Origin of the sequence: Agrobacterium vacciniicorymbosi (genome assembly GCF_040427045.1) — a bacterium.
GTDB lineage: Bacteria > Pseudomonadota > Alphaproteobacteria > Rhizobiales > Rhizobiaceae > Agrobacterium.
The window spans coordinates 141,722-165,660 of record NZ_JBETMF010000012.1 but is presented as its reverse complement, the minus strand read 5'-3'; the positions used below and the strand labels follow the sequence as shown (position 1 = coordinate 165,660).

Below are 23,939 nucleotides of genomic sequence, written 5' to 3'. Positions count from 1 at the left end.
TGGCAGTACTATTGGAAGGCTTCGTTCGATCCTGCAATCTTATGCAGTTTGAGGGTCATCCTATTCGTTTTTTGGGAGAGAGATTGATGGGAGACAACGAGATAGCCATCAGCAACAAGCATATTCATGCCTATGACGCGATTGCCGCTACCGGTTCCACGATAGCCGCCGCTGCCGATCTAGGTATATCCCAGTCGAACGCCAGCCGACTTCTCCACCAGCTTGAGCTCTATCTCGGCGTGCGGTTGTTTGAGCGGGATAAGAACCGGCTCTCCATGACACGTGAAGGCTTGGCGCTGGGGCCGGAAATCAGATCGATTTCGGATCGGCTGACGGCGTTGAAGGTGACAGCGCAAGAGCTGGAAAATGGTCGCTCAATCGAAATTCCGTTACGGCTGGCGTTTCCCACAAGCCTTTCGGTGACACTGCTCCCGCGTTTGATCAAACGTTTCAGGGTGGAAAACGGACCGGTCAGGATCGAGGTCGCATCTGGGAGTTACGTCGCAATCGAGCGGATGGTTACTGACGGCCAGGCAGACATTGGTTTCACCCGCCTGCCCTCGCCGACACCGGGATTGCGCAACGACTATGTGCTGCCCTCACGCAATATTTGCGTCATGCACACCGATCACACGCTTGCCGCGCACAAGACGTTGACGGTAAGTGATCTTAAGTCGCACGACCTGATCCTGTTGAACCGCGAGCGGCCGATACGCCATGAGCTAGAGGCGCAATTCTACAAACAAGGCCTTCGGCAGCGCCCGGCGATAGAGGCGCATTCCGTCGGTTGTGCCTGCGCGCTTGCGGCGGAAGGGCTGGGTATCGCCATTGTCAGCGAGTTGCTCGCGCTTGAATATGGGGCCATGCCCCTTGTTTTCGTCCCGCTTGAACCAGCACTCATCGTTGACTACGCAATCGTCAGTTCAGATCGAACCACTTTACCCAAATCAGCTGTGCCATTTCTGCGGTATCTAAAGGAATGGTTCGAGACGCAGGATACTGCGCGGCAAAATGGACAACGGGGGCAGGACGAATGATCAGTTTCAGACAGTTGGAAGTGCTGAAGACCCTTCTTGCGACGGGATCGACGATTGCGACAGCGAAGAGCATGGGCCTCAGCCAGTCCGGGGTCAGTCGTCTCTTGCAACAGCTCGAATCCGATCTCTCCCTGCGGCTGTTTGATCGCGACAAGGGCCGGCTCGTTCCGACACCAGAGGCCAGCATTCTGGCGCGTGATGCGGAAACGGTCCTCCTCGGTTTAAACCGCTTTTCGAGCCTAGCGGAGGATTTGCGCAGTGGTGCCACCGGGCCGGAACTGGTGCGTATCGGTCTGCCAAGCAGCATGTGGGAAAACTTTGCCCCGGCGATGCTGCTTGATTATATCAGTGAATATCCCACAGTACGGATCGAAACCTTCTTCGAAACCACCTCCAGCATCGCAAGGCTGGTCGAGCAGAAGGTCATCGATTTCGGCTTCCTTCGTTACGAGGATCAGGTAGGTCCGGGAATTGATATGGAAAAGGTGGCGACTGGATCGAGTGTGTGCGTCATCCCGAAAGATCATCCGCTGGCAACGGCGACCGAAATCACGCCCAAGGACCTGCGCGGCGAGCCGCTGATACTCATTGGTCGCCAGAGACCGAACCGCATGTTGCTCGACCAGGCCTTTAAACGCGCCGGTGTGAAACAGAACGTCAAGATCGAGACACATACCAACAGTTCGGCGTGCTCTTACGCCGCCCACGGCTTGGGCATCGCTATCCTGAGTAGTTTTTTTGCCAACCTCTATCGGCACCTGCCAGTCGTGCAGCGGCCGTTTATTCCTGCGTCGAATCAGGAGTTCGGACTGGCCACTCCTTCCGGCACCTCTTCCTCTCTTGCTGCAAAAGCGCTCATGAACGCGCTGAAGCGACAAATCGTCATTTCCCAAAAAGATAAAACCTAACAAGTCGTTAAAGATCTTTTGGATTAGCCCCATCATCCAAACGGAACGCATTATCTGCATAAAGCTATGATGAAAATGCATAATATTGCGCAAAATTCGCTCATCGCTCATAGTCTGCACATAAACAGCCGGTGACTTTGCAGATCCGGCCCCGCCAATCGTGTTCAGGGGAACCGATGATTAGATTTATATTCAACCGCCTGCTCATGGCGTTGCCAACCATGGTCATCGTTGCCATTACGGTCTTCGCGTTGATCCGTTTCATTCCGGGTGATCCCGCCGCTCTCATGCTGGGCGACATGGCTACGCCGGATCAGATTGCCGCCATGCGCACCGAGCTTGGCCTGGACCTATCGATGCCGCAACAGTTTCTGGTCTGGAGCGGCAATGTGCTGACCGGCGACTTTGGGCGCTCGATCGTCAATAACGAAGCGGTTTTACCACTCGTCGTGTCGCGCTTCATGGTGTCTGCTGAAATCGTTATCATCGCCGTCATTCTGGCGAGCCTGATTGCCGTTCCCGCCGGCGTGATTGCCGCATGGCGTCAGAACAGCGTCACTGATTTGGCGCTGGTCGGAACCGCCACGGTTCTGCTGTCGATCCCGACATTCTGGCTCGGACTGTTGCTGCTTCTGTTCTTCGGCCTCAAGCTCGGCGGGCTGCCGGTTCTCGGATATGTGTCGATCAGCGACAATCTAGTCGGGGGCTTGCTCTATCTTGTCCTGCCGATCATGACTCTGGTGATCCACGAGGCGGGTGTCCTGATCCGCATGGCGCGTGCTTCGACGCTCGAGGTGCTGCGGCTGGATTACATCACTCACGCTCGTGCCAAGGGCCTCTCAGAAAGCGCCGTTCTCTGGAAGCACGCGTTCAAAAATGCCTTCGGCCCGACATGGACGATGATCGGACTTATTCTCGGCAATCTTCTCGGGGGCATCGCCGTCATTGAAACGGTGTTCACCATTCCAGGCCTTGGGCGCCTGATGGTGGATAGCATCTTCCAGCGCGACTACCCGGTCATTCAAGGCTGCCTTCTGTTCGTTGCCTTCTCCTACGTCGTGATCAATCTGATCGTTGATCTCCTCTACCCTCTGTTTGATCCGCGTGTGGTGGCAGAATGAAACATTTTACTCTCAATGGCCTGATCGGCGGCCTGCTCATAGCAGTCCTTCTGGTCGTCGCAGCCATCAGCCTGTTCTGGACACCATTCGAACCGATGAAGCTCAGCTTCACCGCCCGTCTCGCCGCACCGGGCGCACAACATTTGCTTGGCACCGACGAATTCGGCCGCGATGTTCTCAGTCGCCTGATGATCGGCGCGCGCGCCAGTGTCTGGATCGGATGTTTGACCGTGGGTTTCGCCACCCTAGCTGGGACACTGATCGGGTTGATCAGTGGTTATGCCCGCGGCTGGATCGATGGCGTCATCATGGCCGTCAACAATGCGCTTCTTGCTTTCCCGGGCATCCTGCTGGCACTCGGTCTGCTCGCCGTATTCGGGGCCAATCAATACGGCATCATCTTCGCGCTCGGCATCGCCTATACGCCGTCCATGGCACGTGTGGTTCGCGGTGCTGTTCTATCGCTGCGTGAACGAGAATTCATCGAAGCCTCGAAGATCATGGGCAACAGCGAGATTTTCACCATGGTGCGGCACATTCTGCCCAATTGCGTGGCGCCGATCACCGTTCTTGCCACGTCCATGTTCGGCTGGGCCATTCTGTCTGAAAGCGCCCTGAGTTTCCTTGGCCTCGGCGTTCCTCCACCTGCGCCCACCTGGGGCAATATGCTGGCGGCTGGCCGTCCCTTTATTGAACAGGCCGTCTGGCTCGGACTTTTCCCCGGCCTCTGCATCGCACTGACGCTGCTCGGCATCAATCTGCTTGGAGATGCGCTTCGCGACAAACTCGATCCCCGCATGAGAGGTTTGAAATGACACAGGAAAAACTTCTCAGTGTGCGTAATCTCTCCCTGGAGATTACCCATCGCGGCGTCGAAGTCGTGAAGAATGTCAGCTTCGATCTGGAACCGGGAGAAATCTTCGGGATCGTCGGGGAAAGCGGCTCCGGTAAATCGCTTGCGACCCGCGCGCTGATGTCGCTGCTACCGCCCGCCATCCGCAAAACCGGCGGCGATGTGACCTACAAAGGTCGTGACGTCACATCGATGAGCGAAGCAGACTTGCGCCGCCTGCGCGGTGCCGAAATCGGGCTGGTGTTTCAGGAGCCGATGACGTCGCTCAACCCGTCCATGACCATTGGACGGCAGTTGCAAGAAGGTCTTACCCTTCATACCAAATATACACCGGCAGAACGGCGCACCAAAATCCTTGCCATGCTTCAGCGTGTAGGAATTCGTGATCCGGAAGGGGCGCTCACATCCTATCCGCATGAATTTTCCGGCGGCATGCGCCAGCGGATCATGCTGGCCTCGGTGATGCTTCTGAAGCCCGCATTGCTGATTGCGGACGAGCCGACGACGGCGCTCGATGCCGTCATCCAGCGCGATGTCATGGAACTGATGGTCGAGCTGACCAAGGCCGAAGGCACGGCTGTTCTGCTGATCAGTCACGATCTGCCGATGGTGGCGCGTTATACCAGTCGCATCGTGGTGATGGAAAAAGGATCAATCGTCGAGGCTGGAACCACAGAACAGATCCTTGAGACGCCAAAGCATCCCTATACCCGCAAGCTTCTGTCATCCCTGCCGATCCGTGGCGAGGTGAGAGCTATCAATACGGCAGCGGCACCGATGGTGTCGGCCAAAAACATCGTGGTCGATTATCCGGGCCGCAGATCCCTGTTGAAGAAGGGAACCGCCAAACGCGCTTTGCACGGCGTGTCCATCGATATCCACGAGGGCGAAGTTGTCGCACTGGTGGGCGGTTCTGGGTCCGGCAAGACGACACTTGGCCGCACCATTGCCGGTCTGGTCAGCGAGACCGACGGTGAAATCCTATTTCAGGGTCGCAAGCGTGATGCCGACTGGGAGGATTATCGACTGAACTGCCAGATGGTGTTTCAGGACCCTTATTCCTCGCTCGATCCGCGCATGACCATTCTGGCTCTGGTGGAAGAGGCGCTGCGACTGGTTCCCGATATTGACCGCGCCGCCAAGAAAAAGCGCGCTTATGAAACGCTGGAGGAAGTCGGCCTTGGTGCCGAATATGCCCTGCGTTATCCGCATGAGCTTTCGGGTGGGCAGCGGCAGCGTGTGGCGATTGCCCGCGCAATCGCGCGGCGTCCCCGCTTCCTGATTGCGGACGAACCTGTGTCGGCGCTCGACGTAACCGTTCGTGCACAGGTGCTATCGCTCTTTTCCGATCTACAGAAGCGCTACGGTTTTTCCTGCCTGTTCATCAGCCATGATCTTGGCGTCGTGGAACAGGTGGCCGACCGCGTGGTCGTCATGCAGGACGGGCGCATCATCGAACAGGGTGATCGCAACACAATCTTCGACACGCCGAAAGAGGCCTACACGCGACGCCTGCTTTCGGCCATTCCCGCACTCGACCTTAACGAGACCGGCGGCGTCAAACTGAAATGGCGTCTGGAGAACTAAAAAATGACAAACAGCACGACAATTCAAAAGATTTCCGGCAGCGTGGCCGAGCGCCTCAACGCCGTCTGTGACGAGCAGGATTTCATTACCCGTTTCAGCATTCGCAACCTGCTGACCGGCGAAACCTTCGACCGCGACGCGGATGAGGAAACGCCCTCCGCCAGCACCCGCAAGACATCGATCATGATGGCAGCGTTGAAAGCCGTCCATGAGGGCAGGCTCGATCTCGAAGAGCGGATCACTTACGAGGCACGTTTCGCCGAGGAGGTTGCAAGTGGCATGCTTCGCTACATGACGCCCGGCCTGGTCATCTCTCTTCGAGACGCCATCACTGGCATGATGGTGCTAAGCGACAATGTCTGTACCAAAATGGTGTTCGAGCGGCTGACGCTGGAGGAGGTTGATAGCTACTGCAAGTCGATCGGTATGAGCGGCACCCATCACCGCTTCCTCATTCCGCCGCTGGCCTTGTCGCCCGACCACACGTTGAAGTCGGTTACGACGACAACGGCGAGCGATCAGCTATTTCTGCTCCAGACCATCCTCGATGCGCAGACATCGCCGGAAGCCGCCGCCAAGCTTGGCGCTTCGCAGGCGCTATGTGCCTATGCGCTCCAGACATTGAAGAACCAGATCCTGCGTTATGCGATCCCGTCCCGGCTGCCATTCGGCACCGTGGTCGCACACAAAGGCGGCACGGGCAAACGCGGCCGTATGAATGCCGGCATCGTCTATCGCGATGGCGCGCCGCTCTACATCATCACAGCCTTTACCGATCAGGTGCCGCAGGAAATGCCTGATGGCACGCCGGGCTACACCCTGTCGCTTGAAACCATCGGCAGACTATCCCGCGTCTGCTGGGACGCATTTTAAGCCTTGAGAACAACCATAATCACCAACAAAAGAGGGTAACATGAAAAGCATTCTTCTCGCCGGAACGATCCTGATGTCACTGACCGGCATTTCCGCCGCGCGCGATATCGTAATTGCCCAAAGCTCCGATCTGCGCAGCAGCAATCCTGGCGTCAATCGCGACGGCAACACGGACGGCGTCATTCTCCACATCGTTGAAGGCCTTGTCGGTTATGCCAACAACGGCGAGGTCAAGCCTTTGCTCGCGCAGTCCTTCGAGATGTCCGTTGATGGCCTGACCTATACGTTCAAGCTCCGCCCGGACGTGAAATTTCATAACGGCAAGAGGCTGACGGCAGAAGATGTGGTGTGGAACTGGAACCGCTACATGGACCCGGCGACGAAATGGACCTGTATCAAGGACTTTGATGGCAGCGGTACCGTGAAGGTCACGGGCATCAAGGCGGTCGATACACAGACCGTGACCATGACGCTTGAAAAGCCGTCTGCCGTTTTTCTCGGCCTGATGTCGCGCCCCGAATGCGGTTACACCGGCATGATTTCACCGGACTCGATTGCTGCGGATGGCACATTCGACAAGCCAATCGGCACCGGCCCGTTCAAATGGGACCAGTGGAAAAAGGGCGAATATATTCATCTGACCAAATTCGATGACTACGCCTCGCCCGCCAACAATGGCGAGCCGGATGGCATGGTCGGCTCCAAGCGTCCGCTGGTCGACGGCATAAAGTTCATGGTCATCCCTGATGCCTCGACTGTGAAGGCTGGTTTGCAATCAGGCGTGCTGGATACGGCGGAAATTTCTCCCGACTTGATCCCTGAATTCGAAAAGAGTGAAAAGGCCAAGGTCATCGTTTCGCAGAACAACGGCAAGAATCTGTTCTATATCCAGACGCGCGATCCAATCCTGGGCAAGCCCGGCGTGCGCCGCGCCATAGCCATGGCGCTTGAGCTGGACGAACTGGTTGCCGCCGCATCCAACGGCACCGGCAAGGCAAATGGCTCCATGGTCGCTTCGGACTCCGTCTACTTCAGCGAAACCCAGAAGACGCGCCTTCCCTACGATCTCGAAGCGGCCAAGAAAGAACTAGCGGCTTCCGGTTACAAGGGCGAGCCGATCAGCATCATCGCCAACAAGCGCGGCAACGTGCCGAGCTTCCCGGCAGCAGTCATTGCCCAAGCGATGCTTCAGCAAATCGGTCTCAACGTACAGATCGAAGTGCTCGACTACGCCACACAGGTGGATCGCCGCCGTTCCGGCAACTACCAAATCATCTCGCAATCCGTCGCACCGCGTCTCGATCCGGCACTGATGTACAGCTTCTATGTGGGCGACAAGGACAAGAACGCATCGCTGATGTGGGATAACCCCAAGGCAATCGCATTGATGAAATCCGCCTATGCCGAAATCGACACGGCGAAACGCCAGGCCATCTTTGACGAATTCCACAAGCTGATGCTTGAGGAAATGCCGGGGATTTTCCTCTATGACATGATCGACGTCTGGGGTGCGACGAAAGCCCTGAAGGGCCAGCCTGTCTGGCAGTCCAACGCCCGCCTTTGGGAAGTGTCCCTCGATAAATGAAACATGACGACAGCCCGGTGCCGCGACGATGCGCGGCGCCGGAGTGACCTGCAGATTGGCTGGTTCATTTGCAAACCTGCTCCAAGACCATCCAGACTTCCGTGAGGATACAACATGCCAGAGACTGCCGCCTTGCAATCGCTCATCCAGACCCTTGATGCGCTGGCACCCGATTTTACCAGTATTAGCGACAAGATATGGGAGTTTTCGGAACTGAAATTTCACGAAGTTCGATCATCCGATCTACTGGTCGAAACGCTGAAACAAAATGGATTTTCCGTTCAGCAAGACATCGCTGGCATGAAGACGGCCTTCATAGGCGAGTATGGGCGCGGCAAGCCTGTCATAGCATTTCTCGGCGAATACGATGCCCTGGCGGGCATGAGCCAGCACCCGGGCGTGGACCGGCAAATGGCAATCGAAGAGGATGCAAGCGGCCATGGTTGCGGCCACAATCTTCTGGGAAGCGGCTCGATGCTGGCTGCGATTTCGCTGGCAAAACATCTGGAAGCCAACGGCCTTCCCGGCACCGTGCGCTATTACGGCTGCCCTGGCGAGGAAGGCGGTTCCGGCAAGACATTCATGGTGCGCGCCGGTGCCTTTGCCGATGTCGATGCGGCCCTGACCTGGCATCCTGCGCCGTTTAACGGTGTGCGCTCGACTAACAATCTCGCCGTACTCGAATATTATTACCGCTTCAAGGGCATTGCAGCTCATGCGGCAAACGCCGCGCATCTCGGCCGCTCGGCGCTTGATGCCGTCGAGTTGATGAATGTCGGCGTCAATTTTCTACGTGAGCACATGCCGCAGGACTGCCGTGTCCATTATGCCATTACCGACGCTGGCGGTCGTGCAGCCAATGTCGTTCAGGCAAAGGCCGAAGTGCTCTACCTCGTACGGGCACCCGAAATGTCCCAGGCGCTCGCGCTGGCGGAGCGCGTCGATGAGGTTGCGCGAGGTGCTGCCATGATGACCGGGACGGAGGTCGAGATCATCTTCGATACGGCTGCCACCAATCTGCTGCCCAATCTGACGCTTGAAAATGCAATCCACAATAATCTGGTCTCAATTGGCCCGGTACCCTTTGACGAAGCCGATATAGACTTCGCCCACAAGATACAGGCGACCTTTACTGACGAGGCGATCAAAAGCAGCATCCGTCTTTATCAGATCAAAAAGGACATCTTTTTGAACCAGAAGATCGACGGCTCGACACCACTGCATCTCGGTCTGCGTGACTTCGAAGGCCAGTCCCATTTCCGCGCAGGATCGACCGACGTTGGCGATGTCAGCCGGGTAACGCCAACGGCACAATGCTGGGCACCGGCTTGGGCAATCGGCACCAATCCACATACATGGCAGGTCGTGGCTCAGGGCAGAAGCGCTGGCGCCCACAAGGCGATGATCCATGCAGCCAAGGCCATGGCCGCAACCGGACTTGACCTTTTCACCTCGCCAAAACTGCTACTAAACGCCAGAGCAGAATGGCAGGAAAAGATAAAAGAAGAGCCGTATGTCTGCCCCATACCGGATCACATATCACCCGCTACCCCATAAGGTTATTCTGCGTTCAAGCGAGGCGAAGCTACTGACCAACTGATCGCAGGAGAACGAGCGATGTAGCTAGTGCTTAGATCATCCGTTCTCAAACCAGCGTATGAGTTTGACAATCGGCCACGAGTGCTAATCGACGGTAACGCTCGTGAAAGGAAACTATCGACGATGACCGAAAAGGATGTTGTTTGGTTGCCTGTCTTCCGAAGAACGACAACGCTTCTGCAGGACGTGCGTGATGTCGCAACTGAGCAAGGCGCAACCACTCTTGCTGTGACAGATGTTGGAGGAACGCGCATCGATCCACCACCCGAACATCATATCCTTGTATCCAGGGGAAATCCCGGTAAATCGCAGTCGCTTGTTGTTCCGATGACCATCGCAAACGCGGTAATTCTGGACCTGGCATCCATTGATAGCGGACGGTCGAACAGATCACTCAGTGAGTTCAAGTCTTTCAGGGCGTCAACTCGTTTCATCGGGAGTTGGAGGCCAGTTGTACTAAGAATTTATCGTCACGCCCTTTACGCCCAAGCGGATAAGCCAGCCCGCGCAGCGCCAGCCAGACCGTTGATACGTCTTTGGATCACCTTGTTTAAAATACACCCCTTCGAGGCATTGCGGGCATGGCCACCGGGCTCCGGCATGTCTTATAGAGCATCAGCCAGAACCAGGTCCGGCCATAGGGACTTCGTCGGTCGTCAGGCGGTATTCCGACATGTCTGCGGGCGTGAGATAGTAGAGCCGGTCGGGCGGTGTCTCCAGTGCGTGGATCCACAAACCGGCGCCGATACCCATTTCGTCGAGATGTCGCGCGACGCGCGCGGTGGTTGCCTGAGCGCTGGACATTGCCTGCTCCGGAGAAGGACGCTCAATGCCGCCATTGAACACCTGATGTACGCCCACCACGGCATCTTTTTCGGCTGATCGTGTCACACCACCGGCAAAGATGATTGGGCAGGAGGAGGCACAAAGCGCCTTTTCCGCAACCTTCGTGGCTATATTCTTCTCCCGGATCAGCTTTGACATCGCAATAGCATCATCGACCGAACCACCCGGTGAGTTCAAAGAAACCAATTTGATATACTCGCCACGGGCCTCGACTTCGCTGGCAAAACGGCCTGCTGCGCCGGGGTCGATAGTCCCTTCGGCAACGAGTATCCCGCCCGAGACAAGATTGAATGTCATCCGCTTGCGCAAGACTTCCTGCGGGCTCGAGGGTTGGACCGGCGGCGCGCCCGGCGCGGTCGTCGGCGGGAGAAAGATCGGCACGTCCGGCAATGTTTCAAGACCCGGTCGCGCCGCTTCGGCCGTGCTGATCTCCCGGATGTCGATTACCAGAAAGGCGGCGGCTGCCGCAAGCAGCACGTAGAAGGCGCCGCGCATCAGCACCCCATCGTCCATGTTGATCACGGCCTTGAGCGCGGATGCCGGTTTCATGTCGCCGGACCCTTGCGCGGCGTTTTGTTGAGACCGAGACTGGTGATGTTGTTGGCCTCCGTCTCGTCATTTGCGTCTTCAGCTTCGACAATGACATTTTCCGTGGCCTGAACTTCTGTAGCTGACATCGCTTCAGCGGCAATGGCCTTCTGCATCGCCAGCGTCTGCATCAGTTCTGCCACGGTGATCCGTTCGGCGAACGGCAGGGTCTCTTCCTGCCGGCGGATTGCACCATTCACCACGGCCAGAATGAACACCATGACACCTGGCAGCAGGTCGATGGAAATAGCCCCGGCCCAGGCGGGAATGAAGTCGGAAGCATAACGCAGCACGGCTTCCGCCGACGAGAGCGGCACAAAGCGCCGCTCGGCCACGGGAGCACGCGAGAGAATTTCGTCAGCGGCGTCAGACAACACCTTGGATTGCGCCGCGACCGATGTGCGGATCGTTTCCATCACGCGGTCCTGACGACTGATCAGATCCTGTTCGCCGCCGTCGGGGATTGGAGCGATGAAGCCAAGAGAAAGATCGTCGGCCGCACGGCGGATGGAAGGAGCGATCGAGGTTTGCCCGAGCGAGGCAATGACTCCAGTAAGTGCTACGACCTCCGACGAGAACTTGTCTGCGCGCGGTTCTACGACGCCGGGTGCCGAGACGAGACCACGCATGGTTTCGAGGCGTTTCTGGCCTTCGTTGAACAGGCTGGTAACCTGCTCACGCGAGGCATTGATGCCGTTTTCCAGTTCGTTCAGTTGCGACGACATCTGTGATAGCAGCGAGACGACACTGCCCGAACCGGTGGTGCCGGTCAGCGCACCCGACTGTCGTTCGGATGCCGCAAGCTGGGTGAAACGCTCCTTGGCGCGTTGAATGTCCGGCAACAGGCTCTGTGCTGCCAGCGCATTCTGGTGCGCCTGATCCAGATCTTCTGTGTAATCCTCGACCGTTTCCGCAAGATGCTGTTCAAGTGCCGCCGATCCTGCGAGAGCGGCTGCATTCAACCAGCTCGACATGGCCAGGATCATCACGCAACCGACGGCCATCACCGCCAGCATCGCAGTGCGACTGGAACGGCTGGTGACGTGCGGATAAAACCGCGCCATGTAGGACCAGAAGGCATAGATGCCGACGGATACCGAGGCCGAGTAGATGATGGCAGCAAAAAAGACCGCCGTTGGCGAGCCGTCCAGAATGCTGCGCACACCCAGATAGGTGTAAACGCCGGACGCGAGTGCGAGAACGGCAAGGGCGAAACGTGTCATCGTTTCGACCGCCACCAGGCTTTCCTGCAAGCGATGCGATGCGCCAAGCGCCATGGGCGATCTCCAAAAAAGGAATGTATTCCTTAACACTGATGTAGAATTCGGCGAATTCAAGGCTGCTAAAATGCGAGGCGTCCGCAGTCTACTGTAGCCGGTCAACTTTCAGTTATTATGGCGTGAAACACGCGCGGCGTGGGTCTTCTGGTTCGAAACGACATGCGGACGCACCACAACTCAGCCGCACGGCTCCAGTTGATGTAGAGGCGCTGACGACGAAAAGGCGCGAGCTGATTTTACGTAAAGCCCGTGCACAGGATCAGCTGCTGGCCATCTAGCGGAGCGGCAGACAACACGTCATTCTCGATGTCATCTACAAGACAAAAGGGTGCGCATCGCCCACTGATATCAGGAAATACCCTGCCCTGCATCGCAAGTTGAAGACAGACACAAATTACTTCCGCTTCACCATTCGTCGAAGCACAGATCTAGCTCTCGATTTACGCGGAATAAGCTCGATATCACTAACCAATTTTGCGCCACCCTCGCGTCGCTCCAGCGTAATCTTGCGGCTGTGAAATGCTTCCAGCTCGGCGCGATGCGCGACGCTAATAATCGTGGCGTCAGGTAGCTCATCGATAACTGTCTGCATCATCTTGTCCTGACTTTTCTCATCGAGCGCGGCGGTCGCCTCGTCCATCACAATGATATCGGGGGCATTGAGCAGCAGCCGTGCAAAGGTAAGCCGTTGTTTTTCGCCGCCTGACAATGTCTGGTCCCAAGGCGCCTCGTCTTCGATCTTGTCCTTGAGTTGGCCAAGCCCGACCTTTTCGAGAGCGGCGCCAATCTCTTCGCCCGTCCAGCTTTCTGCCGGCTGCGGATAAGAGACGGCACGGCGCAGCGTACCGGCTGGTATGTATGGTCGTTGTGGCAGCATGAACAACTGGCTCCCGGCGCGGAAATTGACGCTGCCCCCACCCCAAGGCCAGAGGCCTGAGATGGCACGAACCAGCGTGCTTTTGCCAGAGCCGGATTCTCCTGAAACCAGCACTCTCTCGCCTGCTCCGATTTCAACATCGGTCTCTTTCACCACCGCGGTTCCATCACCGAGTGATACGGATACGTCCTTGAGGCTCAGCATGGTCTCGCCTTCGGTCTCGCCGCGAATGATGCGTCCGAAAGTCTCACTTCTTTCGGCGCGCTCAAGGCCATCAAGCGACATCATCAGGGAGGCTACACGTCGGGCGCAGGCGTTCCAATCGGCCAAGCGCGGATAGTTATCAACGAGCCAGCCAAAGGCCGACTGCACAATGGTGAAAGCGGACGCTGCCTGCATGACCTCGCCGAGCGACATGCTGCCATCGAGAAACTTCGGCGCACAGAGCAGAAGTGGCACGACTGGGGCAATCAGTACCGAGCCGTTGGAGACGACGGTGGTCCGCATGTATTGTTGCGCCATTAACCGCCATTGTCGCCGGACGTTACCGAATCTTTTGTCGAGATCGCTACGCTCCTCCTCCTCCCCGCCAAGCAAGGCAATACTCTCACCATTTTCCCTGACGCGTGTCAGCGTATAGCGATATTCCGCTTCAACCTGGTTTTTAACTTCGGAGACCTTTACGAAGTTTCGGGCAATGAACGCGATGGAAGTGGAGGTGACTGCCGCGTAAATGATAGCCGCTATCACGAGAAAGCCGGGGATGGTGACCCAAACGCCGCCGATTGACAGTGTGAGCGCTCCACCAATTGTCCATAGAACAACAATGAAGGTGGAAGCGGATACGAAGGCGGAGATGACGCCGGAGACGAAATCGACCGGCGCTTCAGTGGAAATACGCATATCCTCCGAGAGCCTTGCTTCCGGGTTCTTATGGTCACCGTCGATTAGGTTGAGCTGGTAGTAGCGGCCGTTTGCAATCCATCTCCCCACCGTTAACTTGGTCAACCAAGAGCGCCAGCGCCGCTGGATGCGCATTCTGACATAGACCTGCGAGGTGACGATGAATACACTTCCCAGAACTAGAAACGGAAATATGGACGCGAGGGAATAGACAGTCGACGCATCTCGTTTTTCGATCGCATCAAAAATTCCGCGATTCCAGACGTTGACCCCGTACTGGATGGCGACATTTATGCCGATCATCGCCAGCAGGCCAAGCGTGAATAGCCATGCCAACTTATCGCCCCGGCGGCTCCAGAAGCCCCGCGCGCTGATCCAGAACCGTTTCAGCAAGTATTTCCGGCGCGCTTCCTCAGCCTCTTCCGGCGTCAAATCCGCATTAGGCTCTACTTCCTCTGGGGGAAGCTCTTCAGCATTGTCATCAACATCTTGGGAGAATGCGGCTTCGGTCCCAGTTGCGTTGGCACCGGCGACCGGCTTTGGTTCTATTTCATTGTTTTTCATGGGCGCTGAACGACCGACAATCGGAAAGGTTTCACGACTTTGTGAAGATAAGTGAAATTTATCTGAGACTGTAGCTTGGAACCGACGACGAGGAAGCAGCGACAGTTAGCGCGTGCATTTAAACGACTAAAAGAATTGGATCAGAAGCAAGCGTGCGCTGCAATCGTCTCTGCCGCCTCCTCATAGGGGCTGACATACTCCACTGCCGCAAAGCCATCGGCAGCAGAGGCGGCAAACCGTTCCATGAACGGATGTTCGGTGTAAAGCATGGACGGGTTGACGGCGCGGCGATAGGTCCGGCTTCGACTGATCGAACGTTGGGTTTTGACACGTGAAAGCCAACGTGGTTGCGAATGGCCGCTGCCATAACTACCTACAGAGCAATGACCGACAGCCCGCAATGAGCGGCATCAAGTCATGTCGGCCACTCAAGGAGAAAAGCTATGGCACAACCTCAAGGCGCTTCTGCGCCCGAACAGGCTTATGACGCCAAGACATTGGCCAAGAAGCATCGCATATCCATGGAAGAGGCAGAGAATATTATCTCGGAATATGGAGCAGACCGTAAAGCTTGCGACAAGGCGGCACGACGTATCGCCGCTTAATTTTCCTCGTTACGCCCTATGAAACGCAAGGCGGCTCGCCGAACCACTTAAGGGAGCGGGCTGCACGATTACCATGCAAGCGGAGGAAAACTTGCATGGGATCGAAAACCTAGGCCGCGTTGTGCTTTGCTTATTAGTGCTTACTCGTCCACGGCCTGTCATGCTGATCCGTTGGGACCCCGGCTAGAAGTACGTGGGTACCCTCTAGTGTTCATCGTCCTTTGGATGCTTCATCTTTCTTTGCCTGATCGTGATGCCACTTAATGGCATAAAACATGCCGATACTCAGCACGATGATCTTAAAAGGAAAAAAGATGTATGGAAACCAATTTACCCAAGAGCCGTCCGACATATCGAGTGCTTTCAATCTGTTGATTAGAATTGTCTATCCTTAAGAATAGCACTCTATCGAAATGCTCCTTCGACACCCTAATTGCAAGTTTGAGTGCATGGCCTTATTGACGCAGGTTGCCTGCTTATAAGTTGCGGACGCGGAGTTGAACCGCGTAGTTCCGCTTATACGGCCGTGGAGCGCACCAGCCCTCTTATGCGCTACAGTTTCGCGGGGCGTGCTAATGCATCTCCTTGGAACAGTTTGCAAATAGAAGTGCAAATTCCATCGACCTTCCAGCACTCATGAGCGACGGCGGTTGAAATCGTCGACGCTTTCACCCGAGAAAACTCAAAATTCGGCAGCGAAACAGAGAGATGGTGCAGATTCTTCTCACTCATGGGATCTGTCCAAGCATTGTACGAGTGGAAGCGATTGATGCCAATCACGACCACTTCAGCTACAGAACTTAGGGAAGAATTGTCTGTGCTCTCGAGTGATCTCAACGTCACATACATTTTTAGGTCGTATGCCAGCTTTGCCGACAAATGCCGGGATATAAGGACGGTAAAACACTAGATTCTCCTACAATTAATGCCAAGGATAAGTGCTGTTAAAAATGACTTCCTATTCCACCCGTATGTCAAAGGTAGCCAAAGTCGATTACGCTGACGCGGAAAAACGCTTTACTGGCTCGCTCAATCAGGCAGTTCTGGTGCCCGTGGATTCGATCAAGGATTTGCAAAAAGCTCATCAGAACTTCGTTGGTGACACTCGAATTTTTCTCTCCTCACTAGAGGTATTCCCGAGTGAAGAAAGAAAACAACAAATAAACTCTTCCCCATTCTAATTTAAATTCATAACCTTAGCATCCTTAGAAATTTACATTTGTATTTTCCAACAAAAAAGGCCGGGCGAAACCGCACCGACCTTTCTGTCGCTTGTCATCTTCTGCCAGTTTATCCGTGAACAGTGCGCAAGCTACTTGCTGTAGGAATGCGCGGAGGCAGCATTGGTTCCGCTTAATCCAGCAGTTCTGGCGGAACCTTGCCGCCGTTCTCAGACAGCTTCTTGAGAAGCGCCTTGTGCAGCCAAGTGTTCATTGAGGCAGACCCGTCTGCCTCACCATTATAGCCAAGTTCCTGCGCCAGTTCCTTACGTTCTGCACGGCTGGCATCCATGCCAAGTGCTTTCATCAGGTCGACGATTGAATGCTTCCAGTCAAGCTTCTGGCCACTTCTCTTCACCGCGGCGTCAAGCTGTGAGGCGACATCAACGGTCTGGTTGGCGCCAGCTGTTGTTGGCGTAGATGGCGCTGGTGCAGACGCGCCAGATGTGGTTGGGACGGGTTGGCCGCTACCGCCTACGGGTGGCGCGGTCGTTGCAGCTGGATCAGGTATCGAGGATGGCGCTGGTGTGGGCTCAGCACCTGATGGCGATGCGTCCTCAGCGTGGGCTGCTCCGCCGAAAATGGCGTCTCTGATTTTACCGAATATGCTCATTGTGTTTCTCCCTTTGTCTAATGATCACAAGAGACAAACGGATTGGATTCGCTTGCGTTCCTAAGCAAATTCTAAAAAGCCGCCAGCTATTAAAAGCTGACGGGGAAAATCAAGCAGCCCTATCAAACACCGCCACCTCCCGCCTCTCTGGATCGCGCTCCTCCTTCTCGACCATCGCGCCTTCCCCATGAGCGCCACAAAAATGCTGCCCGCACGCTTCCTTTGACCAGAATCATCCAACTCCAGCCATGCATCGTACTTTACAGGGTTTCCGACCACGACTCTGTTTCTATGAAACGCACGTTTTCCAACGGCATCGGCACATGATTCAAGCTGCCGGAAGTCGTCGGAAAGCACATTTGCGCCATTCATTGGAACGATGTTTACCATGGGGTAATCGCAGCTGAACAGGTTCAGAGACCGCGGAGAATAATGAGGGAATTACGACTGGCCTTGTCGAACACGCGGATCGCGTATTCGTCTATCAGACCATTCGACGGGAAGCGCTCCTTTGCACAGGGCGACCGCATCCTTCTGCTCGAGAACAAGCACGGTGCCGGCATCAAGAATGGCATGCTGGGAACGTGCAAGCCGTCGAGACAGCGCAATACATCCGCGGCTCGACAGATCTTCAGGTGGACAAAACGATGCCCGCCGCCCGTCCAGCGGAGCTACCACTTGGGTTTCAGCAGATCAAATGGACTACGATTGATGCCGACGTACTTCTCGGATTTCATTGTTCAATCCATAATTCATCAAAATATCGCATTGTGAAAACTTAGATGCTCTCTGACGCTGAAAGTCACTACAGACCCTGAAGAAGCGATTGAAGCGGCCGCAATACCAGCTGCCTGACCGGTGACAAAGGCCGTACCCATTACTCTCAGAGAGCCATAAGCAGCGGCATCTGCACCAGCAACCCTGCCCGCCAGAAGCAGGTTGTCCGCACCGGCAGCCTGTATGGCTCCTATTGGTATATCAGCAAAGCCGTCGCCGCCAAGATCGACGAAATGTGCCCGACCGGGTGCTTCGTGAACCTCCATGGGCCATGCAGCGCGCCCGATGCCATCTTCGCGACGGTCACCTCTGCGTAAAGCAGTACCGGTCAAATCGTTACGCGAATGTGGACGGCGTGTCTCGCGAATACCGATCTGTGGCCCCGTGGCCGAGATGAATGCGTTTTCGAAGCCAGGCATCTGCCGGAGCAATTGCAAATTCCGCCAGGCTTGCCGCCGTGCCTCGCGTTCCGCAGTGCCAAGACTGGCACCGCTCAAACCATCGGTCTCAAGATCGATCGTCATCCACCAATAATCGTTCGACGTCGGCAGCCGCAACATGACGCCGCCGTCGGTTCGATGGATTGGAACATCTGAGCAGGCGTTGTGCTCGGCGATCAGTTGCGTCATCTGCTCGCGGTCGAATGTCACACCCGCTGAAACGCCGCCGATACGAACCGGCATTGACGCGGGTTGGACGTGATCACCAGCGCGGCTGTCGGTCGTCATCTCAAGTCCCGCATGCGACGCCACAGCAGCGTCACCGCTGGCATCTACAAATGCATCAGCGGTGATCTCGTAGCTACCGGCATGGTCAGTCACCGTAATGGCGGCAATTCCACTCGGCTTCGTGGACACCGCAGTGACACGACTGTGCAACAGGATTTCGAGGCCAGTCATATCGGTCATTTGGTCGAACGCAAACTTGACCGCCTCAGGGTCCAGCATGACAATCCAGTTGCCGCTGCTAGATCGTATCGGAGCGATATCCTGGCCAATCTTCGCAAGCATGGCCAGCAGTTCGACACCGATCCCGCCAACTGCAAAAACAGGCTCAGGACCTTTCAGGAAGAAGCCGCAATAGGCTAAAACCAACGAATTGGCAGCCGCTCCGCCCAAGAAACCGTATCGCTCGATGAGTGCGACTTTCGCACCCATGCGGGTAGCAGCTACAGCCGCGCTCATTCCGGCTGCGCCGCCTCCAACGACCACGACGTCGTATCGTCCACCTCGGGCTTTAGACATCAGCTGGCACTCCAGCGAATATGCCCATCACTTTTCCAAGCGCAAAAAGTTGTGATTTGGCCATTTCCTCACCCGTCTGAATTTTCAGGCCACGAGCTTTCGCAAGTGTGAGCAGCGGCGTCATTTTCGGGCGTGTCACGACATCAGCCACCAGGCCTTCTGGTGGCATCAATGCCAGCGTAGAGTGAGGTACTGGCAGCGGATCGTCATGCTGCATACCAGCCGAAGACGCGTTGACGACAAGATCGAAGGCGCGCTGGGGTACTAATTCTGCCGAGATGGAAACGGCTGGGAAAACGCTGGACAGGCGAGCACAGAGATTGACGGCACGATCCTTGTTGCGATCGGAGATAACCAGATACGAAACGCCTGCGCCTGCAAGCGTGTAGCCAATCGCACTGCCAGCAGCTCCTGCTCCGACCAGCAGCACGACTTTGCCATTGGGAACGAAACCGTGCGCCCTTGAGGCTGTGAGGAAACCCTCGCCGTCCGTCATGTCGCCAGAAAGCTGTCCATTCGGGTGACGCCTCACCACATTCGCAACACCGAGAAACTGCGCTGTTGCGCTGAGCTCATCGACCAGCGCGGCGACTGCGGCCTTGTGCGGAACGGTGACGACGAAGCCATCCATATTCTGCCAGCCGCGCACCGTTGTAACGAAATCGGGAACGCGCTCCGGGACGAGATCGATGGCGATCATTGCCCTATTCACACCCTCATCGGCAAAATAGCGGTTGAAATTATCCGGTGATTTCACTTGGACAATGGGTGATCCGATGATCGCCACCAGCCGTGTTTCGCTTCCAGTCACAAAGCTCCCTCCCAATTTTGGAGCGACGATATGAGACCATTACCTATTGACGCCAATATAACTTTCAACCCATGCTATAACGTGGATTTATAGGAGAAATGCGAGCACGGATGCCAAATCCCAAACTCAGAGAACGGCAGATCGAGATTTTCCGAACGATCATGGCGACGCATTCGTTGACGGCAGCAGCCCGCCACCTCGGTGTTTCGCAGCCGAGCCTGTCGATTGCCATCAAGCGTCTCGAAGACCAGCTTGGTATCGCGCTGTTTGCGCGCATTTCCGGCCGACTGGTGCCGACTCAGGAAGCGGAGCTGATCTTTGCCGAGGTCGAGCGCGTCCACCAGCAATCCGAAATGCTGTCTGATGTCATCTACTCGATTGCCCGTGGCGACGCCTCTGTCTTTCGGTTCGGCTCGACGCCAAGTCTTGGCATGCGGTTGGTTCCGAAGGCATTGAGACGCCTGCAACTGGAAGGGGCTGCGGGCACCTACTACAGTGACTCACTATCGCAGCGCGATGTTCGCGACTACCTGCTGTTCGGCCAAGGTGCCTGTGTTGCAACGATTGCAGAGGTCAACGATCCAGTGATCGAAACGGCGAAAATAGCCAGCGCCGGTCTCGTCTGTGTCGTCCCCAATGATCACGCGCTGGCTGGCTGCAAATCCGTAACGCCGCTGGCGCTTGCCAGTGAACCGCTAATCTCTTTCGGAACCACCACCACGCATGGTCTTCTGATTGATGAGACCTTTCGGCGTTGGGGCGTATCGAGGAAAACGGCGGTATATGTGCATTTTGTCGAGGCCGCGCTGTCATTCGTCACAGAACGCATTGGTATCACCATACTCGACGCATTTTCCGCTATCGATTGCGAAGCAAACGGGCTCGTGGCAATACCGATCGAAAACAGCGTCAGCGTTTCCGCCTACGTCCATATCTGCCATCTTCGCCCGCGACAGAAAGGCGTAGACAGATTGATCGAGGCGCTAAGGGACATAGCCGCAGTGACCTCAAACGCTCAAAAGGGACAGCCAATCGATGTATAGACGCGCAAACGAGCTGTTTCCGGGCTTTGAAGAAAACCGTATCGAAACGCCAGAAGTCAATTTCGCCGTTCTGACGGCCGGCAGCGGTCCCGTGATCCTGCTTTTGCACGGCTATCCAGAAACCCGCTCGGCATGGCACCGGATCGCGCCGGTACTTGCCAAGACCTATACCGTCGTTGTTCCAGACCTGCCGGGCTATGGTGAAAGCCGCGTCACCGGCAACTCGCAAGGAATGGGTCCCAAACGTCGCATGGCGAAAAGCCTGAGAGAAATGATGCTGGCGCTAGGACATCGGCGGTATGCTGTCGTTGGTCACGACCGTGGGGGCAGGGTTGCCTATCGCATGGCGCTTGATTTTCCAGAAACGGTCACGGCACTCGTCTCGGTCACCGTCGTGCCCACACCGGAAATGTGGGAAGGTGCAAGCAAGGCCTTCGGCATGGGAGCATGGCACTGGTTCATGATGGCCCAGCCCGCGCCACTGCCCGAAACACTGATGGCCGCGGATCCGCGTTTTCTGATCAATCTCACGCTCGGCAAAATGGCTGAGAATATTGAACGGATCGATCCGCTTGCGTTGGAAGACTACAGGCTTGCATTCGACAATCCCGATGTTCGCCACGCCATGTGTGAGGATTATCGGGCTGGTGCCACGACAGACGAAACTGACGATCTTGCAGATCGCACGTCAGACCGCAAAATCCAGGTACCTGTCCTTTTATTCTGGGAGAAGGACAGGCTCTATGGCGGCGGTCGCGAACCACTCGATATATGGGCAGACTGGGCACCCAAGGTCCAAGGAAAGGGCATTGGTGGTGGCCATCTGCTGCCGGAGACCGCCGCCAGCGAAATGCTCGAAGAGCTCTTGCCATTTCTTGAAAAGGCGATCGATGTCCCAGGACAATGATGAAACTTCGATGGCCCAACGACCTGATGACGGTCTCCTCAGCCTTCGGCAGATGGAGGTCTTCCATGCGGTCATGCAGGCGCGCTCCATCACCGGTGCCTCAAAAGTTCTCAATGTCTCTCAACCAGCGCTGAGCCGTACGATCCGTCGGATCGAAGACCTGCTTGGCATTGCGCTTTTTACACGCGACCGCAACGGTCTTGTCCCTACATCCGAAGCACTTGAGATTTATGCCGAGATCGACCCGCTGATACGGCAGTTGACCGGCGTCGGCACCCAGATAGGCCGTATCGCACGCGGTGAAACGGCTGTATTCAGGGTTGGATCGACAGCCAGTGTGGCGCGCGCGCTGGTGCCACAGGCTCTAAGAACATTGTCCGTCGAGGTGCCCGGTATCGAGCTTTTCTTCGACGTACTTCCGGTAGACCAGATTGAGGAATACCTGATTACGGGACGCGGAGAAGCGGTGGTGACGATCGCCTCGCCAGATCATCCGCTGATTGCTGTCGAGCATGTGGGGCGGGTCGATCTGGTCGCGGTCATTCACAAGGATCATAGCCTTGCAATGACGCCTGTCATACGAGCGGCCGATCTGGCGGATATGGATTTCATAGCCTTCGCCCCGGGCGGCGCTCATCAGACAGTTGTCGATCAATTTCTCAGTCGCGAAAAATTGAAGGTCAATACGCGCGCTGTCGCCCGTTTTTCCGACACCGCACTGGCGCTGGCCAATGAAGCAATGGGCATCGTGCTCGTCGACTACGTGACCACGCTCGGCCCCGTCGGCAGCAACCTCGTGGTTCGGCCCATTGAGAACGCCCCGCAATTCTCGATATCGGTTCTGTGGAACCGTCGTCGCTCGCATTCTGCCAATCTGCGCAAACTCATTGAAATTCTGTTGCGCAGACTGGCCGATCTGCCGCCGCTCGCCTGATTGCAAACATTCATCTGCATGCCTTAAAGGCATGGGAGACATAATCATTGTTCGTTGTCTTCCGTTCAAGTCGGTGGCAATGAAAACCAACGGCGTCTCGGACACGCCATCTTTGGGAGGAGAATCGGAATGAATGTATTTTTGAGCCGCCGTCAGGCACTTATCGGCATGGGCGCACTCGGCAGCGCCTCTGCTTTCGGTCTGCCCGCCCGCGCAGCAACCCGAAATCTTGCAGTGCTGCACCTTGCCAGCCACGCGCCAAGCTTCATTGCTTTTGAGCGCGGCTACTACAAGGACGCCGGTCTCGATATCGAGCTGAAATTCTTCGAGGCCGCCCAGCCTATGGCCGTGGCAATTGCGTCCGGTGATGCCGACTTCGGCGTGACCTCGATGAGCGGTGGTCTTATCAGCCTTGCTCAGAAAGACGCCATCAAGGTCATCGGTGGAGCATTGACCGAGGAGAAGGGCGTCACCGGCGCGATCATTCTGGCGTCAAACAAAGCCTATGAGGCCGGCCTGACCGACTCGTCTAAGCTCTCAGGCAAAAGCTTCGGCATCACCACGGCGGGCTCGTCGTTCCACTTTATGGCCCACAAGATCGCCGTCGCGAACAACATCAAGCTTTCGGATATTCAGTTGCGCCCATTGCAGAAGCTGGGGGCCATCGTCGGAGCCCTGACCACAGGTCAGATCGATGCGTGGGCGATCCAGCCGAATGTCGCCAAGAAGATGATCCGCGAGGGTGCCGCCAAGCAGATCGGTCTGGTCTCGGATTACGCGCCGGATTATCAGGTCACTACCGCCTTCACCTCGACCAAGAATGCGGCCAGTGAACGCGAGATGACGGCAGCGTTCGTCAAAGCCTATTCGCGCGCTATTGACGATTACAATGCCGCCTTCGTAGACAACAAGGCGGACGATGCCGAACGCAACGCTCTGGCGAAAATCGTCCACAAATATGTCGAAAGCGATAGCCCGTTCGACGCTGCCAAACAGAATCTGATCGATGGCGCCATGCGCATCAATGCGGGATTGGCACTGTCGCTTGGCAGCTGTGTCGAGCAGCTTGAATGGTTCAAGGCAGAAGGCATGGTCAAGGACGCGATTACGAACGAACAGCTGTTCGACACGTCCTACGTAAAAACCATTTGATCAGCCAGCTAT

At 56.2% G+C, this 23,939-nt stretch carries 22 protein-coding genes; 14 read left to right on the top strand and 8 right to left on the bottom strand.

The genetic code is table 11. From position 1 onward, the window contains the following. The first annotated feature begins 41 nt into the window (after nt 1-41). The 8 genes from ABUK73_RS18660 (at nt 42) to ABUK73_RS18625 (ending at nt 9,521) form a co-directional block, all read left to right on the top strand. Nucleotides 42-1,037, top strand: a complete 996-nt coding sequence (locus ABUK73_RS18660) for a LysR family transcriptional regulator (protein WP_454892393.1) — start codon at nt 42-44, stop codon at nt 1,035-1,037. Continuing rightward, nucleotides 1,037-1,945 (top strand): LysR family transcriptional regulator, encoded by a 909-nt coding sequence (locus tag ABUK73_RS18655; RefSeq protein ID WP_353578615.1) that lies wholly within the window; start codon nt 1,037-1,039, stop codon nt 1,943-1,945. Before ABUK73_RS18660 ends, ABUK73_RS18655 begins: the two co-directional genes overlap by 1 nt. A gap of 176 nt (nt 1,946-2,121) precedes the next feature. Next, complete coding sequence (locus ABUK73_RS18650) at nt 2,122-3,066, top strand: ABC transporter permease (RefSeq protein ID WP_353578598.1); 945 nt, start codon at nt 2,122-2,124, stop codon at nt 3,064-3,066. Continuing rightward, a complete protein-coding gene (locus tag ABUK73_RS18645; protein WP_113089557.1) occupies nt 3,063-3,881 on the top strand; it encodes an ABC transporter permease in 819 nt (272 codons plus the stop codon). The genes ABUK73_RS18650 and ABUK73_RS18645 overlap by 4 nt, the downstream gene beginning before the upstream one ends. Next, entirely contained in the window at nt 3,878-5,506 is a 1,629-nt protein-coding gene (locus ABUK73_RS18640; protein ID WP_353578597.1) for an ABC transporter ATP-binding protein, read from the top strand. The genes ABUK73_RS18645 and ABUK73_RS18640 overlap by 4 nt, the downstream gene beginning before the upstream one ends. Nucleotides 5,507-5,509: 3 nt before the next feature. Continuing rightward, nucleotides 5,510-6,379 (top strand): serine hydrolase, encoded by an 870-nt coding sequence (locus ABUK73_RS18635; protein ID WP_353578596.1) that lies wholly within the window; start codon nt 5,510-5,512, stop codon nt 6,377-6,379. 40 nt (nt 6,380-6,419) lie between these two features. Further along, on the top strand, nt 6,420-7,964 hold the full coding sequence (locus ABUK73_RS18630; protein ID WP_353578595.1) for an ABC transporter substrate-binding protein: 1,545 nt from the start codon (nt 6,420-6,422) through the stop codon (nt 7,962-7,964). A 114-nt stretch (nt 7,965-8,078) separates the two neighbouring features. After that, nucleotides 8,079-9,521: a M20 family metallopeptidase gene (locus tag ABUK73_RS18625; RefSeq protein ID WP_353578594.1), complete on the top strand. Its 1,443-nt coding sequence runs from the start codon at nt 8,079-8,081 to the stop codon at nt 9,519-9,521. A 657-nt stretch (nt 9,522-10,178) separates the two neighbouring features. On the opposite strand, the gene ABUK73_RS18620 is transcribed toward ABUK73_RS18625, so the two are convergent. The 4 genes from ABUK73_RS18620 to ABUK73_RS18605 form a co-directional block, all read right to left on the bottom strand. Further along, on the bottom strand, nt 10,179-10,958 hold the full coding sequence (locus tag ABUK73_RS18620) for a COG3904 family protein (RefSeq protein ID WP_353578593.1): 780 nt from the start codon (nt 10,956-10,958) through the stop codon (nt 10,179-10,181). After that, nucleotides 10,955-12,274, bottom strand: coding sequence for a hypothetical protein (locus tag ABUK73_RS18615; RefSeq protein WP_353578592.1), 1,320 nt, complete (start codon nt 12,272-12,274; stop codon nt 10,955-10,957). Before ABUK73_RS18615 ends, ABUK73_RS18620 begins: the two co-directional genes overlap by 4 nt. Nucleotides 12,275-12,671: 397 nt before the next feature. Continuing rightward, nucleotides 12,672-14,621, bottom strand: coding sequence for an ABC transporter ATP-binding protein/permease (locus ABUK73_RS18610; RefSeq protein ID WP_353578591.1), 1,950 nt, complete (start codon nt 14,619-14,621; stop codon nt 12,672-12,674). A gap of 140 nt (nt 14,622-14,761) precedes the next feature. Continuing rightward, a complete protein-coding gene (locus ABUK73_RS18605; protein ID WP_353578590.1) occupies nt 14,762-14,890 on the bottom strand; it encodes a hypothetical protein in 129 nt (42 codons plus the stop codon). A gap of 174 nt (nt 14,891-15,064) precedes the next feature. Between ABUK73_RS18605 and ABUK73_RS18600 the strand changes: the two genes are divergently transcribed. Beyond that, on the top strand, nt 15,065-15,226 hold the full coding sequence (locus tag ABUK73_RS18600; protein WP_353578589.1) for a hypothetical protein: 162 nt from the start codon (nt 15,065-15,067) through the stop codon (nt 15,224-15,226). Nucleotides 15,227-15,778: 552 nt separating this feature from the next. On the opposite strand, the gene ABUK73_RS18595 is transcribed toward ABUK73_RS18600, so the two are convergent. Further along, on the bottom strand, nt 15,779-15,958 hold the full coding sequence (locus tag ABUK73_RS18595) for a hypothetical protein (protein WP_353578588.1): 180 nt from the start codon (nt 15,956-15,958) through the stop codon (nt 15,779-15,781). A 218-nt stretch (nt 15,959-16,176) separates the two neighbouring features. Between ABUK73_RS18595 and ABUK73_RS18590 the strand changes: the two genes are divergently transcribed. Next, nucleotides 16,177-16,407, top strand: coding sequence for a hypothetical protein (locus ABUK73_RS18590; RefSeq protein WP_353578587.1), 231 nt, complete (start codon nt 16,177-16,179; stop codon nt 16,405-16,407). 172 nt (nt 16,408-16,579) lie between these two features. Here the strand turns inward: ABUK73_RS18590 and ABUK73_RS18585 are convergent, their stop codons facing one another. From ABUK73_RS18585 to ABUK73_RS18575, 3 genes are all read right to left on the bottom strand, one after another. Next, nucleotides 16,580-17,059: a DUF3597 domain-containing protein gene (locus tag ABUK73_RS18585; protein WP_353578586.1), complete on the bottom strand. Its 480-nt coding sequence runs from the start codon at nt 17,057-17,059 to the stop codon at nt 16,580-16,582. 755 nt (nt 17,060-17,814) lie between these two features. Further along, entirely contained in the window at nt 17,815-19,080 is a 1,266-nt protein-coding gene (locus ABUK73_RS18580; RefSeq protein ID WP_353578585.1) for an FAD-dependent oxidoreductase, read from the bottom strand. After that, on the bottom strand, nt 19,073-19,891 hold the full coding sequence (locus ABUK73_RS18575) for a shikimate dehydrogenase family protein (protein ID WP_353578584.1): 819 nt from the start codon (nt 19,889-19,891) through the stop codon (nt 19,073-19,075). Before ABUK73_RS18575 ends, ABUK73_RS18580 begins: the two co-directional genes overlap by 8 nt. Nucleotides 19,892-20,001: 110 nt before the next feature. Between ABUK73_RS18575 and ABUK73_RS18570 the strand changes: the two genes are divergently transcribed. The 4 genes from ABUK73_RS18570 to ABUK73_RS18555 all read left to right on the top strand — a co-directional run bounded on the left by ABUK73_RS18570 (nt 20,002) and on the right by ABUK73_RS18555 (nt 23,927). After that, nucleotides 20,002-20,934, top strand: a complete 933-nt coding sequence (locus tag ABUK73_RS18570; RefSeq protein WP_353578583.1) for a LysR family transcriptional regulator — start codon at nt 20,002-20,004, stop codon at nt 20,932-20,934. Next, nucleotides 20,927-21,841, top strand: coding sequence for an alpha/beta fold hydrolase (locus ABUK73_RS18565; RefSeq protein WP_353578582.1), 915 nt, complete (start codon nt 20,927-20,929; stop codon nt 21,839-21,841). Before ABUK73_RS18570 ends, ABUK73_RS18565 begins: the two co-directional genes overlap by 8 nt. A 10-nt stretch (nt 21,842-21,851) precedes the next feature. Continuing rightward, nucleotides 21,852-22,775, top strand: a complete 924-nt coding sequence (locus tag ABUK73_RS18560; protein WP_353578581.1) for a LysR family transcriptional regulator — start codon at nt 21,852-21,854, stop codon at nt 22,773-22,775. Nucleotides 22,776-22,904: 129 nt separating this feature from the next. Continuing rightward, entirely contained in the window at nt 22,905-23,927 is a 1,023-nt protein-coding gene (locus ABUK73_RS18555) for an ABC transporter substrate-binding protein (RefSeq protein ID WP_353578580.1), read from the top strand. The last annotated feature ends 12 nt before the right edge of the window (nt 23,928-23,939 follow it).